This window comes from Mesorhizobium hawassense, assembly GCF_003289945.1.
Classification (GTDB): Bacteria; Pseudomonadota; Alphaproteobacteria; order Rhizobiales; family Rhizobiaceae; genus Mesorhizobium; species Mesorhizobium hawassense.
In genome coordinates this window covers 21,932-48,669 of record NZ_QMBP01000018.1, presented here as the reverse complement: position 1 = coordinate 48,669, position 26,738 = coordinate 21,932, and the positions used below count along the sequence as shown (strand labels likewise).

Below are 26,738 nucleotides of genomic sequence, written 5' to 3'. Positions count from 1 at the left end.
AAATCGGATCAAGCCGCAAGGCGCTGCGGATCGCCGAAATCGATGCGTGAAATGCGCCCACGAGAGGCGCCTGTCGCGTCGATGTAGTCGATTGCTCCCGGTGTGTGATCGAGTTTCCACGCGCCGGTCGGGCCGTCCTTCCATTCCACCTTGTAGCCGTCGTCCAGAAGAGTCCAAAGTCCGTGGAAGCGTTTGCCATCCGGCAAAAGCATGTGCGCTCGATCTTCTGTTTCGTAGTGGATGAAAGCGTTCTTGCCGCCCATGTCGATGACATGCGTGGTTCCGACCATGATAATGGCCAGCGTGTCCCTGTTCAGTATCGTCATTGTCCCTGTCCATGGGTTTGCGTTTTTCGAATGGTCTCGACGTCAAGAATATCGTCAAGTATCTTGACTATACGGAGTTTCGACAAATGGTCAAGGAGCTTGACGAAAAATCCGATTCGCTTCCCGATCACGTCGGCTGGCGACTATGGCAGGCGAGCCGCGCCTGGCAGGCGGAGTTCGCCGCCGCCATGCGCGCCGACGGCCATGCCTGGTTCACCGACGCTCGTGCCGGGCTGCTCGGCCACATCCCCCGCGGCGGCACGCGCCAGTCGGCGCTGATCGAGCGTTCCGCCGTTTCCAAGCAAGCGGTTCAGCAACTGCTCGATGGGCTGGAGGCGGAAGGGGTGATCGAGCGGCTGCCCGATCCGCGGGACGGGCGCGGCAAGCTTGTGCGCTATACGCGCAAGGGGCTGGACGCCTTGCGCGACGGCGACCGCATCAAGCTTCAGATCGAACGCGGCTACATAGATCGCATCGGCGAGCGGCGGTTCGCGGCGCTTGTGGACGCTTTGCGCGCACTCGACGCGGGGCAAGGCGACCTGCTGGAAACGACCGCCCGAATTCGAGGCGAAACCTCGGAATCGAAGTGAGCGGCGCGACCTCGCGACCCATTGCGCCGACTCGTTTCTTTCTCTAAAGGCTCGCCATGACGACAGCCAATCATTCCGACACCGTCCTGCCCGACACTGTCCTGATCATCGATTTCGGCAGCCAGTTCACCCAGCTCATCGCCCGCCGCATCCGCGAGGCCGGCGTCTTCTCCGAGATCGTGCCGTTCCAATCGGCCGAAGCTGCGTTCAAGCGCATCAATCCGAAAGCGGTGATCCTGTCCGGGGGCCCGGCCTCGACCACCGATATCGGCAGCCCGCGCGCGCCGCAGATCGTCTTCGACGCCGGTGTGCCGGTGCTCGGCATCTGCTACGGCCAGATGGCGCTCTGCGTGCAGATGGGCGGCGTCGCCGAAAGCTCCAACCATCGCGAGTTCGGCCGCGCCTTCGTCGAGATCGAGAAGGAAAGCCCGCTGTTCGAGGGGCTGTGGGCGCCCGGCCAGCGCCACCAGGTGTGGATGAGCCATGGCGACCGCGTCATCGAACTGCCGCCGGGCTTCAAGGTGCTCGGCAAGTCGGAAAGCTCGCCCTTCGCCATCTTCGGCGATATCGAGCGCAAGATGTACGGTATCATGTTCCACCCGGAAGTGGTGCACACGCCCGATGGCGCGAGGCTGCTCAGGAATTTCGTCCACAACATCGCCGGCATCGAGGGCGACTGGACGATGCGCGCCTATCGCGAGCACGCGGTCGAGACGATCCGCAAGCAGGTCGGCAAGGGTAAGGTCATCTGCGCGCTGTCGGGCGGCGTCGATTCTTCCGTCGCGGCGCTGCTGATCCATGAAGCGATCGGCGACCAGTTGACCTGCATCCTCGTCGACCACGGTCTGATGCGCAAGGATGAGGCGGCGGGCGTGGTGGAGATGTTCCGCCAGCACTACAATCTGCCGCTGATCCTGGTCGATGCCTCCGACCGCTTCATCTCGGCGTTGGAAGGCGAGGCCGATCCCGAAAAGAAGCGCAAGACCATCGGCCGCCTGTTCATCGAGGTGTTCGAGGAAGAGGCGAAGAAGCTCGGCGGCGCTGATTTCCTGGCGCAGGGCACGCTCTATCCCGACGTCATCGAAAGCGTCTCCTTCTCCGGCGGCCCGTCGGTGACGATCAAGTCCCACCACAATGTCGGCGGCCTGCCCGAGCGCATGAACATGAAGCTGGTCGAGCCGCTGCGCGAATTGTTCAAGGACGAGGTGAGGGCGCTCGGCAAGGAGCTCGGCCTGCCCGAGAGCTTCATCGGCCGCCACCCTTTCCCGGGTCCCGGCCTTGCCATACGCTGCCCGGGCGGCATCACGCGCGAGAAGCTGGAGATCCTGCGCGAGGCCGATGCCATCTATCTCGACGAGATCCGCAAGGCCGGCCTCTACGACGCCATCTGGCAGGCCTTCGCGGTGCTGCTTCCGGTGCAGACGGTCGGCGTCATGGGCGACGGCCGCACCTATGAATTCGTCTGCGCGCTGCGCGCCGTCACCTCGGTCGACGGCATGACGGCCGACTTCTACCACTACGATATGAACTTCCTCGGCGCCGCCGCCACCCGCATCATCAACGAGGTGAAAGGCATCAACCGCGTCGTCTACGACGTGACGTCGAAGCCGCCGGGCACGATCGAGTGGGAATAATTCAGACCCACTCCGACGTCGCCGGAAATACGCCGATCTACGACGTAACATACTGAAATCAAAAATAAATCAGTTCGCGGACAATCGGCGACAATCGGTGCGCAGAGATCGGTAGTGGCGGACCGCGTGACGGCCCTTCCGCGTATTGCTCGCTCGGATTTTCCAAGGTACCGTCTGTCATGTAAGGCTCATGGCGGTACTTTTTTGCTTGTAAACATTTGAAAATAAAAGCGAATTTCTGTCGCGGAGCCCGAAACTGTTCTGACGGTACTTTTTCAGGAGGCAGTTGGAATGTTGACAGACGCCGCCCTTAAGGCTCTGAAACCAAAAGGTAAAATGTACAAAATTGCGGACCGCGACGGCATGTATGTTCGCGTCATGCCCAGTGGCGCAATCTCGTTTCGACTGGACTACAGGCTCAACGGACGCCGCGAGACGGTCTATTTGGGCAGATATGGACGTGACGGAATCTCGCTTGCTCTGGCCCGAGAGAAGTGCCTCGACGCGAAGCGCGCCGTTAGGCAGGGACGATCGCCGGCAATCGAGAAGCAGCGCGCGAAACGTCGTCTAAAGGAGGCGAAGAGTTTTGGCGAGTTCGGCGAGAAATGGCTCAGTGCCGCTCCAATGGCCGACAGCACCCGAGCCATGCGCCGTTCCATCTTCAATCGCGAGCTTCTTCCGGTCTGGCGCAATCGCCTCCTGAAGGAGATTACACCCGCGGATCTACGAGCCCATTGCCGCAGCATCGTTGAGCGTGGCGCGCCGGCCACTGCCATCCATGTACGGGACATACTCAAGCAGATTTTCGGCTTCGCGATTCTGCACGGGGAGAAGGTGACCAATCCGGCTGACGAAGTAGGGCCTGCATCGATTGCCACATTCGTGCCGAAGGAGCGCTCGCTTTCACCCTCCGAAATTCGCGTGATGCTGAAGCAGCTCGAGCACATCGCCACACTTCCCACGATCCGTCTGGGCATGCGGCTCTACCTGCTTACGATGGTGCGGAAGAGCGAACTGCAGGACGCGGTTTGGGACGAGATCGACTTCGAGAATGCGGTCTGGACGATCCCTAAGGAGCGCATGAAGCGTTCGAAGGCTCATAACGTCTACCTGTCACGCCAAGTGCTCGACATCATGATTGCTCTGAAGACCTGTGCTGGAAATTCCAGATACCTTCTTCCATCGCGCTACGATGCTGATGCCCCTATGTCGCGTGCAACCTTTAACCGGGTCACTTACGCTGTCGTCGAGCGGGCCAAGGCTGAAGGGTTGCCTCTGGATCCGTTCACCGTGCATGACTTGCGGCGAACGGGCTCGACACTATTGAATGAACTCGGCTTCAATAGCGATTGGATCGAAAAGTGCCTGGCGCACGAGGACGGACGTTCGTCGCGGGGCGTCTACAACAAAGCCGAGTATGAATTGCAGCGCCGCCACATGATGCAGGAGTGGTCGGATACGGTGGATGCGTGGGTCGACGGAAGAAAGCGGATTCCAACGCTTATCCCGCCTTCGATGCCGTTCCTGGGGCCTGATCCCTCTCTCTGACCGGTCGGGTTCGACGCTGCTTCAGGTCCGGTTTCGGGGCGCGAAGGATTGGTTTTGAACGGCGCGCAGCGAGCCATGCTTGAATCTCGCTTAGATCCCAAACCACACATCTTGGAGTGAGAGCGAAGCGTCGCGGAAACTCGCCCCGCTGTTCCATTTCATAAATGGTGCTGTCGGCTAGCGGCACCATTTCTCGGAGTTGATGCCTCCTAATTGTACGGCGGAGTGCTGCTTCATTTGATCGGACCATCTTCTACTCCTCAGTAACGACCTAGATTGAAGACGATTGTGTTCGATGGGAAAAGAGCTTCGGGCTCGGCGTCGTATCACGGGCGGGTGAGGCCGGTGAAAGGGACAGGTCTAGCGCTCCACAACCTCGACGCGAGTGGGTTGCCGTGCCGCGCACCTGGGAGTCGCCAGTTGCTCATGCCGCGTCGTCTGCAACGTCGAATCATATCGAGGAAGTAAAGCTTGAGGCCCGCGCGAGTGATCGGAGAGGTCCGATGCCGCCCACCCGCCTGCAAAAGGCGGCCATCTCGTACTGGGTTACTGCAGCATCAGATACTCTGTCGTCTTTCACAATCCTACCGGCTTCGAGCGCGAGACGCAGATGAACGTCGCCATGGATCTCCGCATGTTCGGGTGGTACTTCGCAGGCCGAGGCATCGCCGTCGACCCCTGAAACTTCCGGAGCTTTTGCGGCCCCGATACTGTAAGCGGTCACTGGCGTCAAACTCTGGGCGATAGGCGATGTGCAAGTGTCTAGCGGAGCTTTGTTCTATTCGCCGCGTGATGTGCGGTGAGTAATCTTGCCCATGCGGAGAATGTGCGGCATATTCACCTGACATGCCGCGCTGTTCCCGACTGGCCGCAGCGGGATGACGAAGATTATTGTCGGTGCGTGGCGCAATGAGGCCTCAGGGCCGATGCAGGTCGTGTCTGGCCCGATGGGCCTGGTCAGGTGGTGCGCTCCGGCCATCAAACGATGGGCCGTTTCCGGTCAGTCCAAGGCTGGTCCAATCACGTCGGGCCCTCCTCGAGCAGATATCCAGACAAAGCCTTTCTGAAGACGGCTTCGATCTGCGTGCCGTGCTCGACCAACGCATTGACCTTGGCCCGCTTTTGCAGGCCAGGCCCTCGGCCTTGCGTCATTCCGGATCCAATTGATGCGCAGGCTCATCCGGAGATTGACAAGCTACGTCGCGAAACCTAAGCACGAGCAGCTTGCGGGGCCGGGGGGCTCGGCAACTTAAGGAGACCTTCTTAAAAGGCACTATCCTTGCTGAAAGCAGAGGAATATATCTTTGCTCATTAGGTTAAAGCGTCTAGTATTAAATGGAGATATACGACAAGCTAGCACAGCTGGCTTTAATCTATAGCGATGCGTTAGCTGATGCTCCGTGTCCGTCGTAATGCTGTCGCAGGGTTCGCGAAATCGATGTCCGTTTGCCTAACTTGCACCGTGCCAAATCTCTTTGGAAAGGATGGCGAACGGTGACTTTGAGGTTCGGTACCAGCGGACTGCGCGGTCTCGTCAGCGAGCTTCGAGGGCTGCCAGCGTACACCTATACAGTCGCCTTCCTGCGCATGCTCCAGGATCGGGGCGCATTAAATGAAGGCTCGAAGGTCTATGTCGGACGTGACCTTCGCGCATCCAGTCCAGACATCGCACAGTTTGTTCACGCGGCGATCGCCAAAGCCGGGCAGGTGCCGGTCGATTGTGGAGCGTTACCGACGCCAGCGCTCGCGCTTCACGCCAGCAGCAATAACGCTCCGGCTATAATGGTCACGGGGAGTCACATTCCCGATGACAGAAATGGTCTCAAATTTTACCGGGCGGATGGCGAGATCGACAAGCGTGATGAACGCCACATCATCGAAATCCAGGCGGCCATGGCAGACACCGTACCGTCACTGTCAGCAATTGATCCCTTGCGGTTAGCCGCCGAGCCGTCCCAGGGCTACATGAACCGCTTTCTAGGCTTCTTTGAAAAAGGCAGCCTTTCTGGCCTGCGCGTTGGCGTCTACCAGCATTCTTCCGTGGCAAGAGACATCGTTGTCGATGTTCTTCGCGGGCTTGGCGCCGAGACGATTGCTCTGGGCAGAGCCGAACATTTCATTGCGGTCGACACCGAGGCGCTTAGGCAGGAGGATGTGGCGCTTCTCAAGCACTGGGCGGCGGCGGAAGCGTTCGATGCGATCGTGTCCACCGATGGTGACGGCGACAGGCCGCTCGTGGCGGACGCTGGCGGCATTTTCGTGCGCGGCGATCTTGCAGGTGCCATCACCGCGCATTTCTTGGGCGCCGATCGGGTTGTAACGCCAGTCAGTTCCAACTCGGGTCTGGAACGCTGCGGTTATTTTGCAAGAGTTGTGCGCACGCGCGTGGGTTCGCCCTACGTCATTGAAGGTATCGCGACCGCTCTCGGCGAGGGCGGAAAATGTGTGGTCGGGTTCGAGGCGAATGGCGGCGTTCTGCTCGGCTCGCGCGTCGAGAAAGATGGGCGCACCCTTCCGGCTTTGCAGACGCGGGATTCGGTATTGCCAATCCTTTGCGTGCTTTCGGCGATTGCAAGGACCGGCCGTCCGCTCGCCGAAATAGCGGCCGATTTTCGCTTTCTCGCCGCCGCAAGCGGTCGGCTTGAAGGCGTGCCGACCGAGAGTAGCGCGTCCTTTCTCGACAAGCTGGCAACTGGCGCAACCTATGCCGACAAGAGCTTCTCGGTTCTCGGAGGCATCGCGAATATTGATAACCGTGACGGTGTGCGTATCACCGCCCATAACGGAGAAGTTGTGCACTTCCGTGCGTCGGGCAACGCGCCTGAATTACGCTGCTATGTCGAGGCAAAGGCGGAATCGCGCGCAGACGAATTGCTCCGTTGGGGACTTGCTCTCGGCCGGGCTCAAATCTTGGAAAGTTGAAGTTTGACCAATATCGTTCCTGTCATCATCAGTGGCGGCGTCGGTTCCCGGCTATGGCCGATTTCCCGCGCCTTGCATCCGAAGCCCTTCATCCCGTTGCCGGAGGGTGGGACGCTCATTCGAAAGACCTACGCGCGCGCCGTGGAGCTTGAGGGCGTCGATCAGGTTGTGACGGTCACCAACCGTGACCTGCTGTTTCTCACCGCCGACGAATATTTGGAGATCGCGGCTCCGGGCGTGAAGAACACGTTCCTGCTGGAGCCGTTCGGCCGCGACACTGCGGCCGCAGTGGCGCTCGCGGCATTGCACCTCGCGCATGAGAATCCGGACGCCATCCTGGTCGTGCTCCCCGCGGATCACCTGATCGTCGATCAAGCCGGCTTCCGCGCAAGCGTCGCGAGAGCGGCGGCGCTTGCGGCCTCCGGCCAGATCGTCACATTCGGCGTGAGGCCTGACCGCCCGGAAACGGGCTTCGGTTACATCGAGGCTGAGGGGAACGGAGTTCTTCGGTTCGTGGAAAAGCCGAATGCGGCCACGGCAGCCCAATTCGTCGCCAGCGGCCGTTTCTTCTGGAACTCGGGGATGTTCTGTTTCACCGCCCGCTCGATGCTCGAAGCCATGCAGGAGCTGTGCCCGGACATCTTGTCCAATGCGCGCAGAGCTCTCGAGAAAGGCAGGACGGCGGACAGCACCGACAGACTCACGGTTGAGGTGGATAGGGACAGCTTCGCGGCCGTTCCCGCCGTTTCCATCGACTATGCGGTGATGGAGAAGGCAAGCAACGTGGGTTTCGTGCCCTGCGGTTTCGATTGGTCGGACATCGGTTCGTGGTCCGTGCTGTCGGAGCTTGTTCCGGCGGACGGCAAGGGCAACCGCGCCACTGGCGAGGCAATCCTGCACGATGCGGCGAATTGTTATGTGCATAGCGAAGACCGGCTGGTCGGTGTTGTCGGCGTCTCAGATCTTCTGATCGTGGACACGCCGGACGCGCTTCTGGTCGCGCACAAGGACAAGGCACAGGAGGTGAAGGACCTCTATAACCGCCTCAAGGCGGAGGGGCACGAGACGGCGACGCTGCATCGCACCGTGCATCGCCCCTGGGGCACCTATACCGTGTTGGAGGAAGGACACCGCTTCAAGATCAAGCGGATTGAAGTGAAGCCAAATGCCCGCCTGAGCCTACAGGCGCATCACCACCGCTCCGAGCACTGGGTGGTGGTGAGCGGAACCGCCAAGGTCGTTAACGGCGAAAGCGAAATCCTGCTCACGATCAACCAGTCCACCTACATCCCGTGCGGCCACAAGCATCGCCTGGAAAACCCGGGCATCCTTCCGCTCGTGATGATCGAGGTGCAAAGCGGGGAATATCTCGGGGAAGACGACATCGTGCGGTTCGATGACGTTTATGGCCGCGCCTGACGGTTGATCGGCTCGCAGGGCGGGAGCGTCTTTCGATTTTACGCAGAGTCGACGATTGTTGCCCAGCTACGGTGACGATCCATAATGGCTTAAGTTGAGGCATCGGGGTCCGATCCAGCTGGACGAAACCAACGGCGTTCGTCCGCACGGCTGTCCGATGCGCTTTCCATGTTGGAAAAAGGATGACCATCATGGAATTTGATGCCGCTGAGTGCCCAGCGTATAGGACGTCGCTCGTGCATGGCATGGCTGCGCGTTCATCGCGGAGAACGCTTTCCGCTATTGCCCTTCGCCGGCTTAGCCGCTGGTTTCTGACCGAGTCCAGTCGCTTTCGCCAGTGTTGACCGCCGAGCAGAATAGGTCGCCGCCACCATCGGATAATCCGGCTTCAAACCCCACTTCTCTCGGTATTCGTTGGGCGTCAGACCGTAATGAACGTTAAGATGGCGCTTGAGGGACTTGAACTTTTTACCATCCTCAAGACAGATGATGTAGTCGGGAAACACTGATCGCTTAGGATTGACTGCGGGCTCTTGTTTCGGCTGTTCGGCCGCAGATAGTTGACCGAAACCAGCCAATGACGAATGAACCGAAGCAATAAGGTCAGCCAATCCCGCGACGGGCAGGGGATTGTTGCTCACATATGCGGAAACAATATCCGCGGTTAGCCCGATTAGCTCGTCGTTGGATTCGGTTTGGTTGCTCAATTTAAAACTCCATGGTGGCATTTCGTTCATATTCGGGAATGTCACCCAAAACAAGAAGGGCCAGCAGCTAAGCGAGGGCGAGGCAATGCTTGCGAGCCATGGGATCTCCCATGCGAACAATTGTTCCGGACCGGCGGCCGTCTCACAATCCGTGCCAGATATCAGCCCTGGTATGCATGCCTCCTATGCAAAAATCGGACTTGCCCATCGGCGAAGCTTATTGAGATGCTTTGATGGCGCTGAGCTTCAGACCCCCCTCTCCGGTCAGCGCTCGTTGTGGCGCTCTATTGGCGTTGCATTCGATGAAGGCCCGCCGTGCGATCGCCGGCGGGCCTTTTTTCAAGTCACCTTTGCTCGCTGGGCAAACCGCTGGCGGTATCATCATCCCCGACACTGCCAAGGAAAAGCCACAGGAAGGCGAAGTCATCGCCGTCGGCCCGGGCGCCCGCAACGAGAGCGTCAACCTCGTCCCCTCGACGTGAACGTGCAAGCGATCTTCAGACAAGGCGACGTGAGGCTAAGCGGAGCCTGCTCTCCCGTTCTGCGCCTTACGACAAGACCTGCTGCCAGGACATTTTGCGCCGTCCTGTTGGCTCGCCACGTCAATGCTGGTTCGCCGCGGGTGGATGCTAGGCATTCGCGCAGATAGAGCTGAGGGGAGGAGAGGCGGCCGCCGGAGTTCCGGACACAGTCGCGCGACGCCGCGAGCACGGGCCCCGCGCGGCGAACGCCGCTCAGCATCAAGACTATTCGGGACCGGGCGGTTCAGAGCGTCAAGCCGGTCCTGGGGTTGATAGCCTAGGCGGGTTTCGGGGATGGTGCCTACGGCAATCGACCAAGACGCTATGGGACCGACGCAACCATGGAAGTGCACCGGCTTGTCTGCGGCGTCCAAACATTTCCACGCGATCCACATTCGGACGGCCTAAAGATCAGCGGCTCACGCTCGCAGCGGCAGGTTCGACAGCGACAGGAACGACAACGATGCGGCCAACCAGGTCGCGGACATTAACGTCAGCAATTATGATGTCGTAGAAAATCCTGATACGTTGCTTGCAACCCTGCACCAAAGGCCGTTTTGGCTTTCCAGCCAAGGGTATGCAAGCGTGTTACGTCCAGTAGCTTGCGCGGAGTGCCGTCTGGCTTCGTCGTGTCGAACACCAAGTCGCCTTCGTAGCCGACGACCGCCTTCACCAGTTGCGCCAATTCAAGTATCGTGACGTCCTTGCCAACGCCAACATTAATCAGTGGCGCGGTGTCGGGAGCTGTAAGGGCATCAAACTCTGAATCCGGCAAGCCAAGCAGGAATGCAATGGCATCTCCGATATCCAACGAGTACATGAACTCTCGGCGTGGTCTTCCAGATCCCCACACGATGACCGAGGAGTCACCGTTCACTTTGGCCTGATGAAAACGTCGTATCAAAGCAGGCAGAACGTGGCAATTGTCGGGGTGATAATTATCTCCGGGACCGAATAAGTTGGTCGGCATTAACGCGAGATAGCGCGTCTGGTACTGTCGGTTGAAAGACCAACACGCTTCCACTCCTGCAATCTTTGCCAGCGCGTAGGGACGATTTGTTGCTTCAAGCGAACCGGTCAGGAGGTAATCTTCTCGTATTGGCTGGGGGCAGCTCCGGGGATAGATACACGATGAACCAAGAAAAATCATCCGTTCGACGCCGGATGCATGGGCGGCTTCGAAGATGCTTAATTGAATCTCGAGGTTTTTATGCAGGAAATCAACGGGAAACCGCGAGTTTGCAAGAATCCCCCCAACCTTTGCTGCGCACATGACGACATAGTCAGGTCGTTGCGAGATTAGGAACTCGCGAGTCGCGGCGCGGTCTGAGAGGTCCAACTCCTCGTGAGACCGGGTTATTAACTCGTACGATCCTAAATTGGAAAGCGCCTTCGCAGTGGCGGATCCAACGAGCCCTCTATGGCCAGCGATATAGATCTTTTTCATATCTTGCTTCTAACCAGATTGCACCAATAACTCGGATTGTGGTGAACCGTGGCAATTTGAGTGCCACGTCCACCGACAGCGGTCGGAGAAACCGGGTAAATACCTACGTGACTTGTCAGGCTCTTCACCAAGGCTTCGCTATGTTTCGTTTACGTAGATCGTGGAAGAGCTGGACCGCACCGACATATACCTTGGCTGGTGTTCGCCATGCGCGGGAAGCCACTCCTTAGCCAACGCAAGTATCGACAACTATTCTAAGGAATTCATATCTTCTATCCTTATATGCAACCTTCATCGGCTTCGGGGAAATCGTTTTTCTTAATAGAGTTTATTTACGCGGTGGATGGCTGGATACACTCGGCTCAAAGCCTTCATCGAGTTATTCGTTGCGGCGACGATTTCGCGACGCTTGCAGAACCCCGTTCTTGACGTGGAGGTAATCCCGGCGGTGGCGGCTCGATGTCACTCTTCCACCACTCCCCAAAACAGACTCCAGGCCGTCAGCCTGCTTCAGCCGCTGGCGTAGCAGGCAGTTCTCGAGCCCTGGATGATTGGCTAAGTGTGGCACGGGCCGATCGCCGAAGGAGTACCCCCGATGAATGACGATTGCATCGGCCCCTGAAATACGTTCTTCTCGATATATGTCCAACCCGACGCCTTGAGCGTGTCCACCCACGGGAACCAAATCTGAAGGGGATGCTACGACCCTATGAAGTCGGCGATGTTTCGCGTGAGTTATCAATCAAGGACAAACGACCCGGATAGTCCAAATCGAACTCGATGATGCGTGGCACGAAGAGGCGGGCATAACGCGAGAATGCGCTAGTCGGCGGGAACCGAATTGCGGTGTCGCACCGCCCAAGCAGATACATCTCAACGAGAGCAGAAAAACCGCCGTCGACCCCCAGTGCTGCACTGTGTAATGGCCCGACTCCATCTGCCTGAAAGCGTTTCGGAATGGTGAAAAGATCCGGGAACACGCCAGACAGGTCATGAATAACCCGCTCGCTATCTGTGCACAAGAATACCCTCGTAGATCTTGGGTATACTATCGCCTTAGCCTTGCGAATGGCTTCGCATATCTGGCCCAAGGCGAATTCCGGATCTGCCCAATAGGGCGCGTGCGCCATGATATCTTCCCCGTTGCCATGCCGGACATGAACCCCGATTATGCTGTGTCCCTTGAAATGTTCCTGGTATAAGGCTTCGATTCGCGCCCCAATTTCAGCCTTCGGTTTGACACTTTCAAAAATCTGTCGTTCAGCGGCCTCGTCGCAACCCCACATTAAGCAGGCATCACACACTACCGTGTTGGCTTCAGTATCACCTTGGGCCTCCAAGAGCTCCCTCAGCTCGTCGCGTTCCCGGAAAATCTGTTCGTCTGGGCGATAAACGCAGTCGATAGATGGCCTATTCCACCAGGACGGGAAAAAGGGTCCGGGGAATGACAGATGGTTGACCTGATCGTCGCAAATAACCGGCACACCAGAGATCTCCTGAATCGGCTCGAAGTACACCGGAAAGGCGTTCGTCAGGGGGGCGTCGAGATAGCAGGAGCCGCGCCAATCTATCGCTAGCGTTCGCCCTGTCCGCCGCGCGTATGACCAAGCCGCCGCTAGAGACCACAGGCAATCACCGAAACCGGTTCGCCGTCGAGATACAACAAATCGAGCGTTCACTGAGCCTCCATCAAGAGTTTGCCTTTGTCTCTTTTCAATTGACTACAATCGCGATCGGCGATGACCAAATTGGGCGAGACATCGAGGCCCATTCATCTGGAATTCCGATGCGGCACAGGTTGGTGCGTGTCTGTTATGCTCCGGCCGTCGTATGGCCGCGGTCTTGGTGGGCGGCGTAAGAGGCACGTGACGATACAGCCCAACGCGACACCTGCTTTACAGTCACCGCTTTTGCTTCCCTGCGGCCTATGTCCGGATCCTGTTGTGCTTCTGGGGTGGCTTCAGCGGAGCTGGTGTCAACGCATCAGGCGCCGCTTAAACAGTCCCATCGACAGGAAGAATGGCAGTACCGTGTATATACAAAGGGCACCGATGTGCAGGGGAATGCCAGCTGCCGGGCGATCAAGCATCGCCGGTCGAATGAGGTCGATTGAATGTGCCAGCGGCAGCACGCTGGCGACCTGTTGAAGGACCTCGGGCAATTGGGTGACTGGGAAGACGGCGCCGGATAGGAAAACCATCGGTGTAAGGAACAGCGTCTGGTAAAATACTAAATAGTTGTAGTCGGGGGTAAGCGCTGCGACGACCATCGCCAAGCTCGCAAAAGCTAGGCCGGTGAGGGCGATGACTGGCAATGTATAGACGACCGACGGCCATTCTGCGTCGCCAAGCAAGACGGCAACCATCGCAATTGCCGTGCCGGCCAGGAAGGCCTTGGTGGCTGCCCACGCCACTTCCCCGAGGACGATGTCGCCGAGGGTAAGATGGGTATTCAAAATTGCTTCCCAGGTTCGTTGAGAGTGCATGCGGGCGAATGCCGCGTAGATTGTCTCGAAGGTCGACGCTGTCATGGCACTGGACGCGACCATTCCGGCTGCCAAAAAGGCAATGTACGAGGTACCTTCAACGCGACCTAACATCAGTCCAAGGCCGGAGCCTAACCCGAAAAGGTAGATCATCGGATCGGCGAGGCTACCCAAAATCGAAGCAAGTGCGACTTTCTTCCAAGCGAGATAATTGCGGCGCCAAACCGCAATCCAGTTCCACGCGTTCGCGGGCAATGCCCCCGCAAAACCTTCAAACATCATTCACTTCTCCAATTCGCGCCCGGTCAGCCGTAAGAAAACGTCCTCCAGGTTGGGCGGGCGCTGCAGAAGACGCAGACCCGCGCGCCCGCGCAGTTGCGCGTGCATCTGCTCTGGATCGGGGGCATAACAAAAGAGCGTCTCGCCGCTCACCTCGACGCGCTGAACACACGGCTTGAGAAGTGAACTCAGCTCCTGTGGATTGCCTCCGTAGATTTCAACTACGTCGCATCCGATCTGCTCCTCGATCAATGTTTGAGGTCTGCCTTCGGCAATCTTACGACCTTCCTCAATCACGCACAGCCGATCGCATAACCGCTCAGCCTCTTCCATGAAGTGGGTCGTCAATATGATTGTCTTGCCACGCGACAACAGGAAGCGCAGCCGTTCCCAGATCAGGTGGCGCGCGTGTGGATCGAGGCCGGTGGTCGGCTCGTCCATCACGATTAGCTGCGGATCATTGATCAGCGCACGTGCAAGAGTCAGGCGTCGCTTCATCCCGCCGGACAGATCCGCAACACGCGCATGCGCTTTGTTCCCAAGGCGGGCAAAATCGAGGAGGGACGGAATGACTGCTTCGATTTGACGTGTGCTCATGTTGAAGAAACGCCCGAATACCAGCAGATTCTCGCGCACTGTGAATTCTGGATCGAGGTTGTCGAACTGTGGAACCACGCCGATGCTTCTGCGTGCCAGACGAGCACGTGCAGGCACCGGGACTCCGAGCACGGTGATCTTGCCCGCGTCAGGCGGCGTGATGCCCAGGAGCATACGCGTCAGGGTGCTTTTTCCAGCGCCGTTCGGCCCTAGCAGGCCGAAACACTCTCCTGGCGCGACGGTGAGCGACAACCTATCGACGACGAGTTTGCCGCCGTATGATTTTTCCACTTCCCTAAGTTCAATTGCTGCTGTGGACATATGCTTTATACCAGCCTGCTGTTACCAGTTGCGTCAGTGAAACCCTTTATGATGAGCGATTTCGTCCAAAGCAGAACGTTGCATGGGGAAGATGCTCCATGGTTTTGCAATGAAAGCAATCCGCCCGTTGTGTATAACGACGGTCGCGCAGAGCGCGTGGTCACTCCATATAAGGGCGGCAGTTCGCTTGAATAAAAGGTTTGTGCTACTAGCATCACTTCGAATAACTGAGCTGGTTACTGGGGTGCATTCCCTCGTCAATGCGATCGGCCTCTCGAGTCAGTTCAGGACCCCGGAGTGCCACCACCGGCGGTCACTCCTCGCTGCAAACACCAGACTTCACCAGCCTTGCGGAATCGTGCGGAAGATCCGTCCCGCGGATTGACGCCGGAAGTCCTGACCCCCCCCTTACATTTGTTCCAGCGGTCGGGTCTCTGAAGCTGTCACGATTAATTCCCCCGTTAGGCGGGTTGGCTGCTTTGCGAGACAGCCAATCGCTATTGCTCAATGTACATAATGCGTAGGCTTTCAGTGGGAGGAAGAGGAAGATGTTGATAAAGGTGTGCAGGGCAAAACCGAGAAATCGAAGTTGGCGGGCACGAAACGCAACCAAGCTGCATCGTACGAAGGTCATGGCTGCAATCATCAGGACAGTGAACCAAGGCACGGTGCCGGTCATTGCCAGCTGCGTGAGCCCCGTCACTACAGCCAGGGCGAGAAGCAGCGGGCTAAGATTTTGTCCGACCACGTCCAATGTGAGATAAGGATCGAGGCCCGGCAGCAGGCGCAGCCCCAAAAAAGTATCCCGGAAAGTACTTCGTGCCCAGCGAAGTTGTTGGCGAAGGTAAGGCCCTAGCTTGTCCGGAACAACTGTTGCGGCAGTGGCGTCGGGGACGTACTCAGTTCGAAAGCCTGCTTTCAGCATGAGAATGGTAAGATGGCGGTCCTCGCCGAAGTCGCTTGGCTTTCCCCGAAAAAATTGCGCCTCGTATTGATCTAGCAGTAAGAGGAGCGAGGATCTGCGGTACATAGCGCATGGGCCGCAACAGCACATAACAGCACCGAAACGAGCCTGTGCCGCGCGCTCCTCATTGCAAGCTAGCCAGTACTCCATGTCGATCAAGCGGGTCAGCCAAGTGTCGGTTCGATTGCTTGCCGTCAATTGGCCCATAGCCGCCCCGATCGTCGTATCCTGCATCTTCAAAGAGAGTTTGGTGACAACGTCCGATGCGAGCGTCGTGTCCGAATCGACGTTGAGCACCAAGTCTCCAGATGAGCGCCGAATTGCGGCGATCTGCGCTTTGCGCTTTCCGACATTCTCGCGCAGCAGAATGAAATTGAATCTCGGATCGCGTGCGTAGGTGCTGTGCACAGGCGCGACGGCGTCACGATTTCCGGACCCGTCGTCAACTACATAGACTCGCAATTGTCCGGCGTATTCTTGGTTTGCAATGGAAGCCAGGCACGCCGAGAGCGTCAGCGGGTCCTCGTTGTAGCAGGGGACAATGACATCCACGCTCGGCCAAAGGTTCGGCCCGACCGGGTCGTGCGTCGCCGATGCAAGTTTTGTCGGAAGGGCATAAATTCCCTGCATGCCCTTATAAACAGTCGAGAGTAGCGCATAGCACGAGATGGCGGCCGTACTGGCTGTGGCAAGCAGATTCATGTGATGTCGGTTTCGTTCAGTGAGGTTGAGGAAGCGCGCGGATTGTGAATCCGAGGCCGTGCAATGCCGGAATCAAACGACACAGCGCCGTGACCGTCTGGTCGCGCTGACTGGCGTGTGTACCGGGGATCATCTCATCGGGCGGACACCCGTCGTGTAGGAGAATAATTGCGCCCGGCCGGACAGAGGTGAGCACCGAATCGACAATTGCGTCGACACCGGGGCGTGACCAGTCTCGCGGGTCTACCGACCAATGGACAGCCGTCAGCCCAGCGGCCCCTAACACAGCGAGCGCTTCTTCTGTCCAGTTCCCGTACGGCGCGCGAAAGCGCCGCACCGAGGCCCTTGGGCACGCCCTTTTGATGACCCTATTCGCCTCAAGTACTTCACGTTTGACTTCGCCTGGTTCGCATCTGGACAGATCCCGATGAGTCATCGTGTGGTTGGCGGTCTCGTGCCCTTCTGCAACCATTCGACGAATGAGCTCCGGCTGACCTACGGCGTAGGCGCCAATGACAAAGAAAGTGGCCGGCACTTGATGTTGCGCCAGCACATCCAGGATCTGCGATGTGAAAGCCGGATTGGGGCCGTCATCAAAGGTCAAGTACACGCTGCTAGTTCGGTCAGAGCACTCGTCCGGCACTTCGGACATGTAATCGAGATGCGTCATAGCTCCGGATCGCTCCGATCACTCATTGTACGGGCGGCCAACCATTCATCGGCCGCATGATCGGCTGCGACAACAGCCATGCCTTCTGCCCTGGGTGGTCGATGCAGGCATGGGAAGTGATCAATCGCATGCGAACACCGATGCGATCGCCGCCAAGCGTCTGGTCTGAACCTCTCAATATGAATCCTCAGCGCGTGCCGGACCATGCAGAAAGCAAATGGAGCGCCAGGCCTCATCTTTGTTGTTGTTTCTAGGCGCCTGTTAGTTTTGGCCGCGCGCCAGAAAATATTGATCTGAGCCAACGCAAACATTGACAAATATCCCGAATCCTAAGCCATTGCGGGTTCCGTATGCAAGCTTTTCATAAATCGGTAAAATTCTTTGTTTCGATGAGACCCATCCATGTCATCAATAGTTGAAACATGAACTCGCCGGTCTTACCCTGAACCTTGTGGCGGTGCACGACCCACGAAAAGCTGAGTGCGACAAGGGAGCTGGCATGCCCCGCCCGCCACAGTGTTGCAGCGCATGGGACCCGCGCTATGGCAAGCCTCTTCCTACGCTCCGGACGGTGAGATGCTCAGGGGTCGGCTCTATCAGTCAATGATCTGCCATTGTCGGCTGGGCCTTGATCTATAACCGCAGCCAGGTGATATCGAGGGGATGCCGACCGAGCGGAGGTCGCTGTCAACAATGGAGGCCTTCCGCAGTGCTGCGGATCATTACGTGAATGCATTGATTGCGTGCATGCTATAAATTCAAGAATTCGATTTCTCTCACCTTCCGACAGTGGCTACGAGGTCGTAATTTGGCAGTGGCCTGATCGGAGCGATCCATCGAAGTTGATTCACAATGAGGTGAGCTTGGCGCATCATGGGTGGCCAGTGCGGTCTTGTCTGCGATTTGGGAGAAGCCCCGGCGGCAACGCTGTTCGGCACAGCGGCACGCGATAATTGCGGCATCATAGCTGCGACTGCAGCTCGTCCATCGCCGCCCGAGTTCGAATTTCAGTTCATGTTCAGGAGCGAAAGAAATATGCATCGTCGTAGTCTGATCAAAGGTTTTGTGGCACTCGGGATGTGTCCGATTTGTGCCGAAGCCGCTCGTGGGGCGGGGTCTCATTGGGGATATCTAGGCCCTGACGGACCGGAGCACTGGGCCGATTTGGACAAGGAAAATTTCACCTGTTCGGCAGGCACTCAGCAATCACCCATCAATATCACAAGCGCGGTGAGGGCGGACATTCCGCAGATTGCCGTCGGTTGGCAAAAAGGCCGCGGCAAGATGGTGAACAACGGCCATACCATTCAAGTTAATATGCCGCCAGGCAGCACGCTCACCCGCGGCGATCGCGTCTACGAACTGGTGCAGTTCCATTTCCATGCGCCCAGCGAACACCAGGTGGCTGGCAACAGCTTCCCAATGGAAGCGCATTTCGTCCACAAAGCTGCCGATGGCGATACTCTGGCTGTGCTGGGCGTCTTTCTGAGGCCAGGCGCAACAAACACCAGCTTTGCCGAGCTTGCAGCAGCCTTTCCCGCAACGTCCGGCATTGAGGTGCCGATGCACGCGCTCGATCCCAACGGGCTTCTGCCGGCTTCGCTTGGCTATTGGACCTACGAGGGATCATTGACGACGCCGCCTTGCAGCGAAAACGTCGAGTGGATGGTGGTAATGGAACCAGTCGACGTCGACCCAGCGGACATTGAACGATTTACCGTGCTCTACCCATCGAACGCTCGACCGATGAACTCACCTAATCGGCGCTTCATCTTGCGCCTCGGCTGAGGTGATAGGCTGAGTTACTGCAGGACAGGCACCTCGGCTGCGACAGACGGCAATGCTGTCGCCCTGCAAGTCGAGGAGGGTCCCTGTCCTTGTCCTCAACCGCCCATGGACGGCCAAACTCAATCTCCCGCGGCCAAGATCGCGTTCATGTCGTTTCGTCCTGCCGTTATCATCCCGCGTCAGGATCAGTCCCGTCGGAAGTTTTCTTTGCCTCGACTGAGATCGGGCGACGGGTATCCCGAGGAAGGTCTGGTAGGATGAGCGTCCAGGCGGTCCTGAATCTTACGGTCCCGCCCCATAAGTCGTCGTTCTCGACCTTGATGATCGGCGCTTCGAGATCCTTCTTGGGAAGATACACTGATAAGCCGGCGTCGGTGCTGCGGATCATTACCTTCATTTGTCTGTTCCTTCATGAACGCCACCGGTGACTTTGTTGTTGCGAGGAGCCATGGATTTTTCAATGCTCGTCAGTTCACGCTGACTGTGCCAGAGATCCTGTGCGATGTGCCGAGTACCTCCCATAGACCAACCCACCTCGGCCAGCCGCCCAGGCGGGTCGGAGGCAATCGCGCGGTGCAACCCGGGAGCAGGACATGGTGGCTGGCCCTCACTGGATTTCAGCAGCTCTGCAGGTTGCAGACTTTGCCGTAGAGCTTCATCAAATCGGTCGTAGTGAGGATTGGCAATGGCGCTTTTCTAGGAGGGACCTCGTCGCCGAAGCCAGAGCCAGGTCGAAATCACGACTGTTATTCCCCAGATCGTGATCAAAAGCCGTTTGCACCAGAATGATTTGCCGATGACAATAAGGTGGCGACAAGCGACCAGAGCCGGACTGGCAAACCGAGCGCAATGGCGGTGCAAACTACGTCGATTTTCGCTGGTTCCCCCGAGGGTCTGCCGATTTTGATCTCTGGGATGCTAGCTGCCGCGAGCGACTCAAATTATCCCAGCTTTTCCGTCCTCGTGCATGCGACGTCGGGCACGAGTGTAGCTCCGGCGGCGAAGAATTGCGCAGCTTCTCTACGATTGCCGGCCTGAGCTCGAGGACCCGGTCGACATCCTGTTCGCAATTGTCGCGTGACAGAGAGAACCGGATTGCCGCAGAAGCGGGAACACCGATTGTCTTCTTTACACGGCTCTACGTCAGCGATCCAGAAGAGGTACCTTCGAAGGTGATCGTGGCCCTATTTGACAGACGCGCCAAAGGATCGCCTCGGACGGCGGCGCTATTGACGGTGATGGATCGTTGCATCTCCTCGACCGCGAGAGCATAGCCTCCTCCGACACGGCATGCCGGGCGCCGGCATGACGGCATCTTTTCGAGGGAATCATGTCAGCCCGCGAGGAGCTTTGATGGCTACCGATTTGGCAGCTTGAGCCAGGATTGCGCTAACCAAGCCACTGACTGGTCTGTTCGTACGATGCAAAGTAGTGTCTGATCCTAAGCCAATTCTGGAGATGGACTGCTTCACCAGTGAGCTGTCCGGTGGCGTGGAGGAAGCGGTGCATTGGCCGACGAAAGTGGGCCGCAGGCGATCGTGCTGGACTGCCAACCGGCAAGTGCGACAGGGTCCATCATCTGCGGCCGCCTGAAGCAAGAGACCACGGATCAGTGGCTGCCTGTCATTCATCACCTGATCGCCTCCGGCGCCGAGCGCCAGCACCTCGATCTCTCAAAGGCAGGGATTGACGGGGGTTTGCGATGCCGATCGCGCCAGTTAAACTGCCCGATCGTCTGCAATCGAGGTTGGCGCTGCGCGGCCGAGTTCCCACAGGATCGAAGTGGCAGCTTGTTCTGCTGTCGCAGTCGTGAGTTGAACCCCGTTTCCCACCGGGTTCGCTGCGGCGCCCACGAGATTCCCATCGAATCCAATCTGCTGCGGCATCTGCTTCAGAACCAGCCAAGGGTGATAACCGGATCAGCTGAGTGCCGCGGCCTAGCTGGACAACATCCATGTCGGTCCACGTACCGCAGAGGTCCATTTCAGCCGGCTCAGAACGAAACTGAAAACGGTCTCCCCCTCCGGCATGGTCCGTACGATCAGGGTCAGCCGGCTAACTGACCGCCCCGAACTACCGAACCGGTGACAGATGCGATCCCATTCCCAGTCTCCATCTGGCTGAGCGTAAGTGAGAAATATTATGGCGCCGGCGTATCAGATCGCTTTCACTTTGGTGTAAGGCGCGTTTCGAAAATGTAACAAATCGAAAAAACTGCGTTAATAATCTTAAACAACGTAGCAAATATATCATCAAAGCTAATTAATGGTGGGTTCCATATGATGAACTTATAGGCTAACACTTAGCAAGATTTTCAGTCTATCTCTTGGTCGTCTTCCGTCAGGCGAGGTGAGACGACGAATGTGAGCCGCGCGAAAACCACGTGATCAACTTGCGAAAAGCGAAATGAGTGCAAAGCCTTGCGATGCACAGGAAATTATGAACAAGACAGAAATATTACAGCTAGGTCAATAGCATCATCAATTAGAAGGGAGTACCGGAATGGCCAGACCCGAAGACAAAACCGTCGGAAGCGATGAAACTGTGGATTTCCAGAAAACTGGCAAAGCCAGCGGTCAGCCTCGTATTGTTGCCGAAAATGGGGGCGAGCAGTTGACAGGAGTGTTTGTGAAATTCGCGTCAGGCGTTGAAGACGCCTGGAGAATACTCAATTCGACTGTTGAAACCACAAAGGCAATCGGCAACGAACTGTCACAGAAGACGTTCGGTGCCCTGCGGACCAACGGCGAGGCAGACTTCTCGCACTTGCGAGCGTTGATTGGCGCCAAGTTCCCTTCGGAAGTTATCGAGCTGCAGTCCACCTTTGTGCGCAAACGTGTCGAGATGGGTTTGGAGCAGGCCAAGGAATTCCAGGCACTCACCACCAAGGCAGTGGCCGAAATCTCCAAGCCAATCAGGGACGAATTCGAGAAGCTGCTGCCGCGGGACGGGCCCCGGGCATAGGGAGGCGAACATGCTGATCGAATTTAGACGGGAAGAGACTGAGGTCGAGAGAGGGACCGAGATAAACCGGGAAGGTGCGGGAAACCCTCCGCTGGAGCCGTTATTGCGTCCGGTTCGAGAGAGACGGAAGGGACATCGAAAGCCAACCACCTCTCGAAAAGCACGCTGCATTGATGAACAACGGCAGAAGGTACTCTTCGACGGCTGCGGCCTCGAGGCCGACTGGCCGGCCCGATTCCTCTAAGGCGCCGGACACGCTCCTCGCTGGCGGCAAGTGGAACATCTCGAACTCAGGGCCGGCCACACAGGCATCAAGTGCGTGCATAGGCTGCAACGAGAGAAATAAACGTGGCATGTCCGATGCGGCCGTTAGCCCTGCTATCAACGAGCTCGAGGCAGCCCTTGCCACCCCGTTCCTCAAATGCCTCCTTCGGCTTGTCGGTGGACAGGATACCTACGGGGCATGGAAAATCTGGGTCGCGTCGCATTCCATTCGCAGAGTAACTGTCACAACTGTGGCATGTTCACTGCTTCTTCAGGTAGGCTATTTCGGGAGCGTGCTCTTTCTGATGGCGGTCCGGCCGCGCACGCAGAACTGGGGCAAGCGTCTGAGCATTTCGGCAGTCACGAGGAAGCTCGATACCAGTCGCCAGACTATGGTGAGGTGAGGAACGAATCTTCAAATGTGCCCCAGCCTGGTCAAACGCTCGGCACGCACTCCTAGAGGTGAGTATGGCATGGCCAAAATCGGGCGACGCTGCGGGTCCTGCAACCGGGACACCGGGGCACCAGAGCGGATCCAACTGCACCACGATCGCCGGCCACCCAAGCGTTTGCCCCCAGCGAACTCATTATCTTTTCAGCGTTAATCGAGCCCGATGCCGAAGGCCCGGCAATCGGCCTCGACCATTTCCGAAACGAGCTCATCGAAAGTGGTCTTTGGCTTCCAGCCAAGTTTGGTGGCTGCCTTCGAGGCGTCGCCGATCAGCAGGTCAACCTCGGTCGGACGGAAATAACGCTTGTCTATGCGGATCAACGTTCGATTGCTGCTGCGTTCGCGGCCCACCTCGTCAACACCTTCGCCCTCCCAGACGATCTCCTTTCCGACTCGTCTAAAGGCAGCTTCTACGAAGCTGCGAACCGAATGCGTTTCACCGGTCGCGAGCACAAAGTCGTCAGGCTCATGGTGTTGCAGGATGCGCCACATGCCCTCGACATAATCGCGAGCCGCGCCCCAGTCACGCTTAGCCTCCAGGTTTCCAAGATAGAGACAGTCCTGCTGGCCTGCCATAATCGCAGCTACTGCACGGGTCACCTTGCGCGTAATGAAAGTTTCGCCTCGCGTCGGTCCTTCGTGATTGAACAAAATGCCATTGCTGGCATAGAGCCCGTAAGCCTCGCGGTAATTCACTGTGATCCAGTAGGCGTAAAGCTTCGCCACGGCATATGGGGAACGTGGGTAAAAGGGGGTGGTCTCCCGCTGGGGGATATCCTGGACCGAACCGAAGAGTTCCGACGTGGAGGCTTGGTAAAACCGCGTTCTGTTATCGAGGCGAAGGATGCGGACTGCTTCCAGCAGCCGCAGCGTGCCGAGAGCGTCGGCATTGGCCGTATATTCGGGGGTCTCGAAAGAGACTTGCACGTGGCTCTGGGCAGCGAGATTGTAGATTTCGTCGGGCTGCGTGTCTTGAAGCAGGCGAATCAAGTTCGTCGCATCCGTCATGTCCCCGTAATGCAGGACCATATCGGCATGGTTCGCATGCGGGTCTTGGTAGAGGTGGTCGATGCGCTGGGTATTCCCGATTGACGACGCCCGCCGCTTGAGGCCATGGACCTTATAGCCCTTCGAAAGTAGCAGTTCGGCAAGCAACGCACCGTCCTGGCCAGTAATCCCTGTAATGAATGCTGTGCGCCGAGATGAACTCATTCTCTGTTTCCGTCGATAAAAACCATGAAAATGTCGTGGGATGAAGCTTTGGGCAGGATCATCGGAAAATGATGCCCCGTAACATTCAAGCACAATGCGGTATTCTCTGTCTTTACGCCGACTTATATGGCAGTGGTGCCTCGAAGCGGTGTAAGAACGGAGCAAATGATAAAGAACGGTGCTATGCTATTGGCACCTGGTCTCGAAAGGCCTCTTTCATCGTTCGCACAGCCGAGAGACTTCCTGTTGGCATCGCTTCTCGAACGATGTTTTTTTCATTCCTTTTATTCTTCGTAAAATCGATTGTTTCGATGGCGTGCATCCACATGATGAATGCTTCTCTGTCCACCAGATGGAGCCCGAGCAGCGCCAAGATTGGTCCAGCTTGGATTGCGTTCAACCTCTGCCGATGAGTGATCATGGCACTGTGCTAGCGAGTTCTCATTCACACGAGATAAGTGAATGCGGCAGATGCCCCCAGCAACACGAACCGCCGTTTTGCTGCCTGCGAAATGAGGCCGAGGCGTGGATCATGAAAGCGCTTCAAGATAGCGAATTGTCCGTCCGTGGCTTACAGCTTGAGCCGCATGCATGATCGCATTGGTGTCCAGCCCATGATGCCTATAAAGGTCCGCAATCGTGCCGGTCTGCCCAAAATGCTCCACACCCAGCGACTTCACACGATGGCCGTAGACGCCGCCAAGCCAGGAGAGCGTTGCTGGATGCCCATCAATGACTGTGACGATCCCGCTATCGCGTGGCAACGACGCCAGCAGGCGTTCGATGTGGCTCATCGCCCCGACCGCTCCGCGTTGCCGGGCCCGTTCCGCAGCCTGCCACCCAGCGTTGAGCCGGTCTGCTGATGTGATCGCCAGTAGTCCGATATCCCGTCGATCTTCGGCGAGCAGGCCTGTCGCAGTAATCGCCTCCTGCGCAACGACACCCTGATAGGCAATGATGATGCTCGCATTCGGTCCCGGTCGGCGCAACCAATAGGCCCCGTTGATAATATCTTGCTCCAGATCTGGATCGATCTGTCGTGCTGGCTGCTCCAGCGGTCGTGTCGAAAGGCGAAGGTAAACGGATCCTCCCGTCTGATCGCGCAGCCAGGTCGTTTCACCAGGGTCACCTTCACCGTCCCGTTGCATGTAGTCGAAAGCGAAGCGCATAATGACCGAAAGCTCGTCGACGAAGGCGGGCTCGAAGGAGCAGAGCCCGTCCTGCGACATGCCGATCAATGGCGTGCCGATCGACTGGTGTGCTCCGCCTTCCGGAGCAAGAGTCACGCCGGACGGCGTCGCAACCAACAGAAAGCGCGCATCTTGGTAGCAGGCGTAGTTCAATTGGTCGGCTGAGCGATATATGAACGGGTCATAGACAGTGCCGACGGGCAGGAGCCGAGCGCCATTGATCGCATGCGAAAGGCCGAGTGCCCCGAGCATGATCATTAGATTGGATTCAGCTATCCCCAGTTCGAGATGCTGCCCCTTTGGACCGAGCTCCCAGCTGTAGATCGACGGTATCCGTTCATCCTTGAAGGTATCGGCCATGCTTTCTCGGGCAAAGAGCCCGCGCCGATTGACCCACGGGCCGAGATTGGTCGACACCGTCACGTCCGGAGAGGTTGTGACAATGCGCTCGGCAAGCGGTGTGTCACCGCGCGCGATATCGTTCAGGATCTGGCCAAATCCCATCTGGGTTGAAAGCGGCTTGCCTGGCTGACCAGGCGAGGGAAGGGCGGGAGGGACGGGGATTGCCGGTGCGGATCGCCTGCGGCGGCCTTCCCTGAAGAATGGCGCTCGAGCGACGAAGTCGTCGAGCTCCTCAGTCAAGGTTGTGGCCGCCGCCCATTTTTCCCATTCTTGTCCAGGCTTTACGCCCATCTGCTGGCGGAAGCCCTCCATCTGGGTGGGGGTCATCCGACCGGCGTGGTTATCCTTGTGGCCCGCCAGCGGCAAGCCATATCCCTTAATTGTATAGCAGATGAAGCAGACTGGACGATCGTGCCGCGAAGCTGCTTCGAAGGCTTTGAGCAAGCTCGGCAGATCATGTCCTCCGAGATTGGCCATAAGCGCTTGCAGCTCCTCGTCGGAGCGTCGCTCGATCAGTGCGGTCACGGGCCCCTGGTCGCCGACCTCGTCCAGCAACCGCCTTCGCCAGGCTGCGCCACCCTGGAATATCAAAGCAGAATAGAGCTGGTTCGGGCACTTCTCGATCCACTGCCGCAGCTTGTCCCCACCGGGCTCGGCAAAGGCTGCCTCCTGCAGCGAGCCATGGCGTAGAATGACGACATCCCAGCCGAAGTTTGTGAATATCTGTTCGAACCGTGCCCAGAGGCCTTCTCGGACCACCGCGTCCAGCGACTGCCGGTTGTAATCAACGATCCACCAGCAGTTCCTGAGGCCGTGTTTCCAGCCCTCGATCAGAGCTTCGTAGATGTTGCCTTCGTCCATCTCGGCATCGCCGATCAGGCTGACCATCCGGCCTTCGGGTCGATCGTTCATCCAGCCATGTGCCGAGACGTAATCCTGCACCAACGAAGAAAAGAGCGTCTGTGCCACCCCCAGACCCACGGAGCCCGTGGAGAAATCGACGTCATCGACATCCTTCGTCCGCGACGGATAGCTCTGGGCGCCCTGGAATCCACGGAAGTTTTCCAGCTTTTCGCGGGTCTGGTTGCCTGCCAGATACTGGAGAGCGTGGAATATTGGGGCTGCGTGGGGTTTGACCGCGACGCGATCTTGGGTGCGAAGCACTGAGCAGTATAGCGCGGTCATGATCGTACTCAATGAAGCGCAGGAAGCCTGATGGCCGCCGACCTTCACTTCGTCTCCCTCACGGATATGGTTGGCGTGGTGGATTGTCCATGCGGCAAGCCATGAAACGCAGCGTTCGATTTCGCTCAAGTAGCTGATCTTGGAGCTCAT

At 57.8% G+C, this 26,738-nt stretch carries 22 protein-coding genes and 1 pseudogene; 9 read left to right on the top strand and 14 right to left on the bottom strand.

Annotated elements, in window-relative coordinates:
- Positions 1-8: 8 nt before the first annotated feature.
- Positions 9-326: a hypothetical protein gene (locus tag DPM33_RS28315; RefSeq protein ID WP_112100699.1), complete on the bottom strand. Its 318-nt coding sequence runs from the start codon at positions 324-326 to the stop codon at positions 9-11.
- Positions 327-412: 86 nt separating this feature from the next.
- Between DPM33_RS28315 and DPM33_RS28310 the strand changes: the two genes are divergently transcribed.
- The 3 genes from DPM33_RS28310 to DPM33_RS28300 all read left to right on the top strand — a co-directional run bounded on the left by DPM33_RS28310 (position 413) and on the right by DPM33_RS28300 (position 4,098).
- Complete coding sequence (locus DPM33_RS28310; RefSeq protein WP_112100766.1) at positions 413-916, top strand: MarR family winged helix-turn-helix transcriptional regulator; 504 nt, start codon at positions 413-415, stop codon at positions 914-916.
- 56 nt (positions 917-972) lie between these two features.
- Entirely contained in the window at positions 973-2,550 is a 1,578-nt protein-coding gene (gene guaA / locus DPM33_RS28305; protein ID WP_112100698.1) for a glutamine-hydrolyzing GMP synthase, read from the top strand.
- A 291-nt stretch (positions 2,551-2,841) separates the two neighbouring features.
- A complete protein-coding gene (locus DPM33_RS28300; protein ID WP_112100697.1) occupies positions 2,842-4,098 on the top strand; it encodes a tyrosine-type recombinase/integrase in 1,257 nt (418 codons plus the stop codon).
- Here DPM33_RS28300 and DPM33_RS28295 read toward each other — a convergent pair.
- Positions 4,052-4,348, bottom strand: coding sequence for a helix-turn-helix transcriptional regulator (locus DPM33_RS28295; protein ID WP_112100696.1), 297 nt, complete (start codon positions 4,346-4,348; stop codon positions 4,052-4,054). The genes DPM33_RS28300 and DPM33_RS28295 overlap by 47 nt on opposite strands.
- Before the next feature lie 770 nt (positions 4,349-5,118).
- Positions 5,119-5,250 (bottom strand): hypothetical protein, encoded by a 132-nt coding sequence (locus DPM33_RS37520; RefSeq protein ID WP_281004826.1) that lies wholly within the window; start codon positions 5,248-5,250, stop codon positions 5,119-5,121.
- A 342-nt stretch (positions 5,251-5,592) separates the two neighbouring features.
- Between DPM33_RS37520 and DPM33_RS28285 the strand changes: the two genes are divergently transcribed.
- A complete protein-coding gene (locus DPM33_RS28285; RefSeq protein WP_112100695.1) occupies positions 5,593-7,020 on the top strand; it encodes a phosphomannomutase in 1,428 nt (475 codons plus the stop codon).
- A 3-nt stretch (positions 7,021-7,023) separates the two neighbouring features.
- The gene (locus tag DPM33_RS28280; protein WP_208648460.1) at positions 7,024-8,439 is read left to right on the top strand and encodes a mannose-1-phosphate guanylyltransferase/mannose-6-phosphate isomerase; all 1,416 of its coding nucleotides are present in this window, start codon (positions 7,024-7,026) and stop codon (positions 8,437-8,439) included.
- Between the two features lie 257 nt (positions 8,440-8,696).
- Here DPM33_RS28280 and DPM33_RS28275 read toward each other — a convergent pair whose 3' ends face one another.
- The gene (locus DPM33_RS28275) at positions 8,697-9,146 is read right to left on the bottom strand and encodes a Ros/MucR family transcriptional regulator (RefSeq protein ID WP_245442435.1); all 450 of its coding nucleotides are present in this window, start codon (positions 9,144-9,146) and stop codon (positions 8,697-8,699) included.
- A gap of 302 nt (positions 9,147-9,448) precedes the next feature.
- Between DPM33_RS28275 and DPM33_RS28270 the strand changes: the two are divergent.
- Positions 9,449-9,619: pseudogene (locus DPM33_RS28270) on the top strand (co-chaperone GroES); the annotation flags it as partial.
- A 541-nt stretch (positions 9,620-10,160) separates the two neighbouring features.
- Here DPM33_RS28270 and DPM33_RS28265 read toward each other — a convergent pair.
- From DPM33_RS28265 to nodB, 6 genes are all read right to left on the bottom strand, one after another.
- Positions 10,161-11,114, bottom strand: a complete 954-nt coding sequence (locus DPM33_RS28265; RefSeq protein ID WP_112100694.1) for a GDP-L-fucose synthase family protein — start codon at positions 11,112-11,114, stop codon at positions 10,161-10,163.
- A gap of 707 nt (positions 11,115-11,821) precedes the next feature.
- A complete protein-coding gene (locus DPM33_RS28255; RefSeq protein ID WP_281004828.1) occupies positions 11,822-12,832 on the bottom strand; it encodes a nodulation protein NodZ in 1,011 nt (336 codons plus the stop codon).
- A 257-nt stretch (positions 12,833-13,089) separates the two neighbouring features.
- Positions 13,090-13,878 carry an ABC transporter permease gene (locus tag DPM33_RS28250; protein ID WP_112100763.1) on the bottom strand — a complete coding sequence of 263 codons (789 nt, stop codon included), beginning with the start codon at positions 13,876-13,878 and terminating at the stop codon, positions 13,090-13,092.
- A 3-nt stretch (positions 13,879-13,881) separates the two neighbouring features.
- On the bottom strand, positions 13,882-14,796 hold the full coding sequence (nodI, locus tag DPM33_RS28245; RefSeq protein ID WP_112100691.1) for a nodulation factor ABC transporter ATP-binding protein NodI: 915 nt from the start codon (positions 14,794-14,796) through the stop codon (positions 13,882-13,884).
- A 313-nt stretch (positions 14,797-15,109) separates the two neighbouring features.
- Positions 15,110-16,462 (bottom strand): chitooligosaccharide synthase NodC, encoded by a 1,353-nt coding sequence (gene nodC, locus DPM33_RS28240; protein WP_112100690.1) that lies wholly within the window; start codon positions 16,460-16,462, stop codon positions 15,110-15,112.
- A gap of 16 nt (positions 16,463-16,478) precedes the next feature.
- Positions 16,479-17,132, bottom strand: coding sequence for a chitooligosaccharide deacetylase NodB (gene nodB / locus DPM33_RS28235; RefSeq protein WP_112100689.1), 654 nt, complete (start codon positions 17,130-17,132; stop codon positions 16,479-16,481).
- A 1,035-nt stretch (positions 17,133-18,167) separates the two neighbouring features.
- Here nodB and DPM33_RS28230 point away from each other — a divergent pair.
- Positions 18,168-18,920: a carbonic anhydrase gene (locus DPM33_RS28230; RefSeq protein WP_112100688.1), complete on the top strand. Its 753-nt coding sequence runs from the start codon at positions 18,168-18,170 to the stop codon at positions 18,918-18,920.
- A gap of 169 nt (positions 18,921-19,089) precedes the next feature.
- Here the strand turns inward: DPM33_RS28230 and nifT are convergent, their stop codons facing one another.
- Positions 19,090-19,317 carry a putative nitrogen fixation protein NifT gene (gene nifT / locus DPM33_RS28225; RefSeq protein ID WP_112100687.1) on the bottom strand — a complete coding sequence of 76 codons (228 nt, stop codon included), beginning with the start codon at positions 19,315-19,317 and terminating at the stop codon, positions 19,090-19,092.
- 2,105 nt (positions 19,318-21,422) lie between these two features.
- On the opposite strand from nifT, the gene DPM33_RS28220 reads away from it, so the two are divergent.
- Together DPM33_RS28220 and DPM33_RS37650 are read left to right on the top strand one after the other, a co-directional pair.
- Positions 21,423-21,884, top strand: a complete 462-nt coding sequence (locus tag DPM33_RS28220; protein WP_112100686.1) for a phasin — start codon at positions 21,423-21,425, stop codon at positions 21,882-21,884.
- Positions 21,885-22,057: 173 nt separating this feature from the next.
- Entirely contained in the window at positions 22,058-22,552 is a 495-nt protein-coding gene (locus DPM33_RS37650; RefSeq protein ID WP_342634378.1) for an exopolysaccharide production repressor protein, read from the top strand.
- Positions 22,553-22,749: 197 nt separating this feature from the next.
- On the opposite strand, the gene gmd is transcribed toward DPM33_RS37650, so the two are convergent.
- The 3 genes from gmd to DPM33_RS28195 all read right to left on the bottom strand — a co-directional run bounded on the left by gmd (position 22,750) and on the right by DPM33_RS28195 (position 26,738).
- A complete protein-coding gene (gene gmd / locus DPM33_RS28205; RefSeq protein WP_112100684.1) occupies positions 22,750-23,811 on the bottom strand; it encodes a GDP-mannose 4,6-dehydratase in 1,062 nt (353 codons plus the stop codon).
- Positions 23,812-23,992: 181 nt separating this feature from the next.
- A complete protein-coding gene (locus DPM33_RS36415; RefSeq protein WP_167449252.1) occupies positions 23,993-24,184 on the bottom strand; it encodes a hypothetical protein in 192 nt (63 codons plus the stop codon).
- A gap of 157 nt (positions 24,185-24,341) precedes the next feature.
- Positions 24,342-26,738 carry a transketolase gene (locus tag DPM33_RS28195; RefSeq protein WP_112100682.1) on the bottom strand — a complete coding sequence of 799 codons (2,397 nt, stop codon included), beginning with the start codon at positions 26,736-26,738 and terminating at the stop codon, positions 24,342-24,344.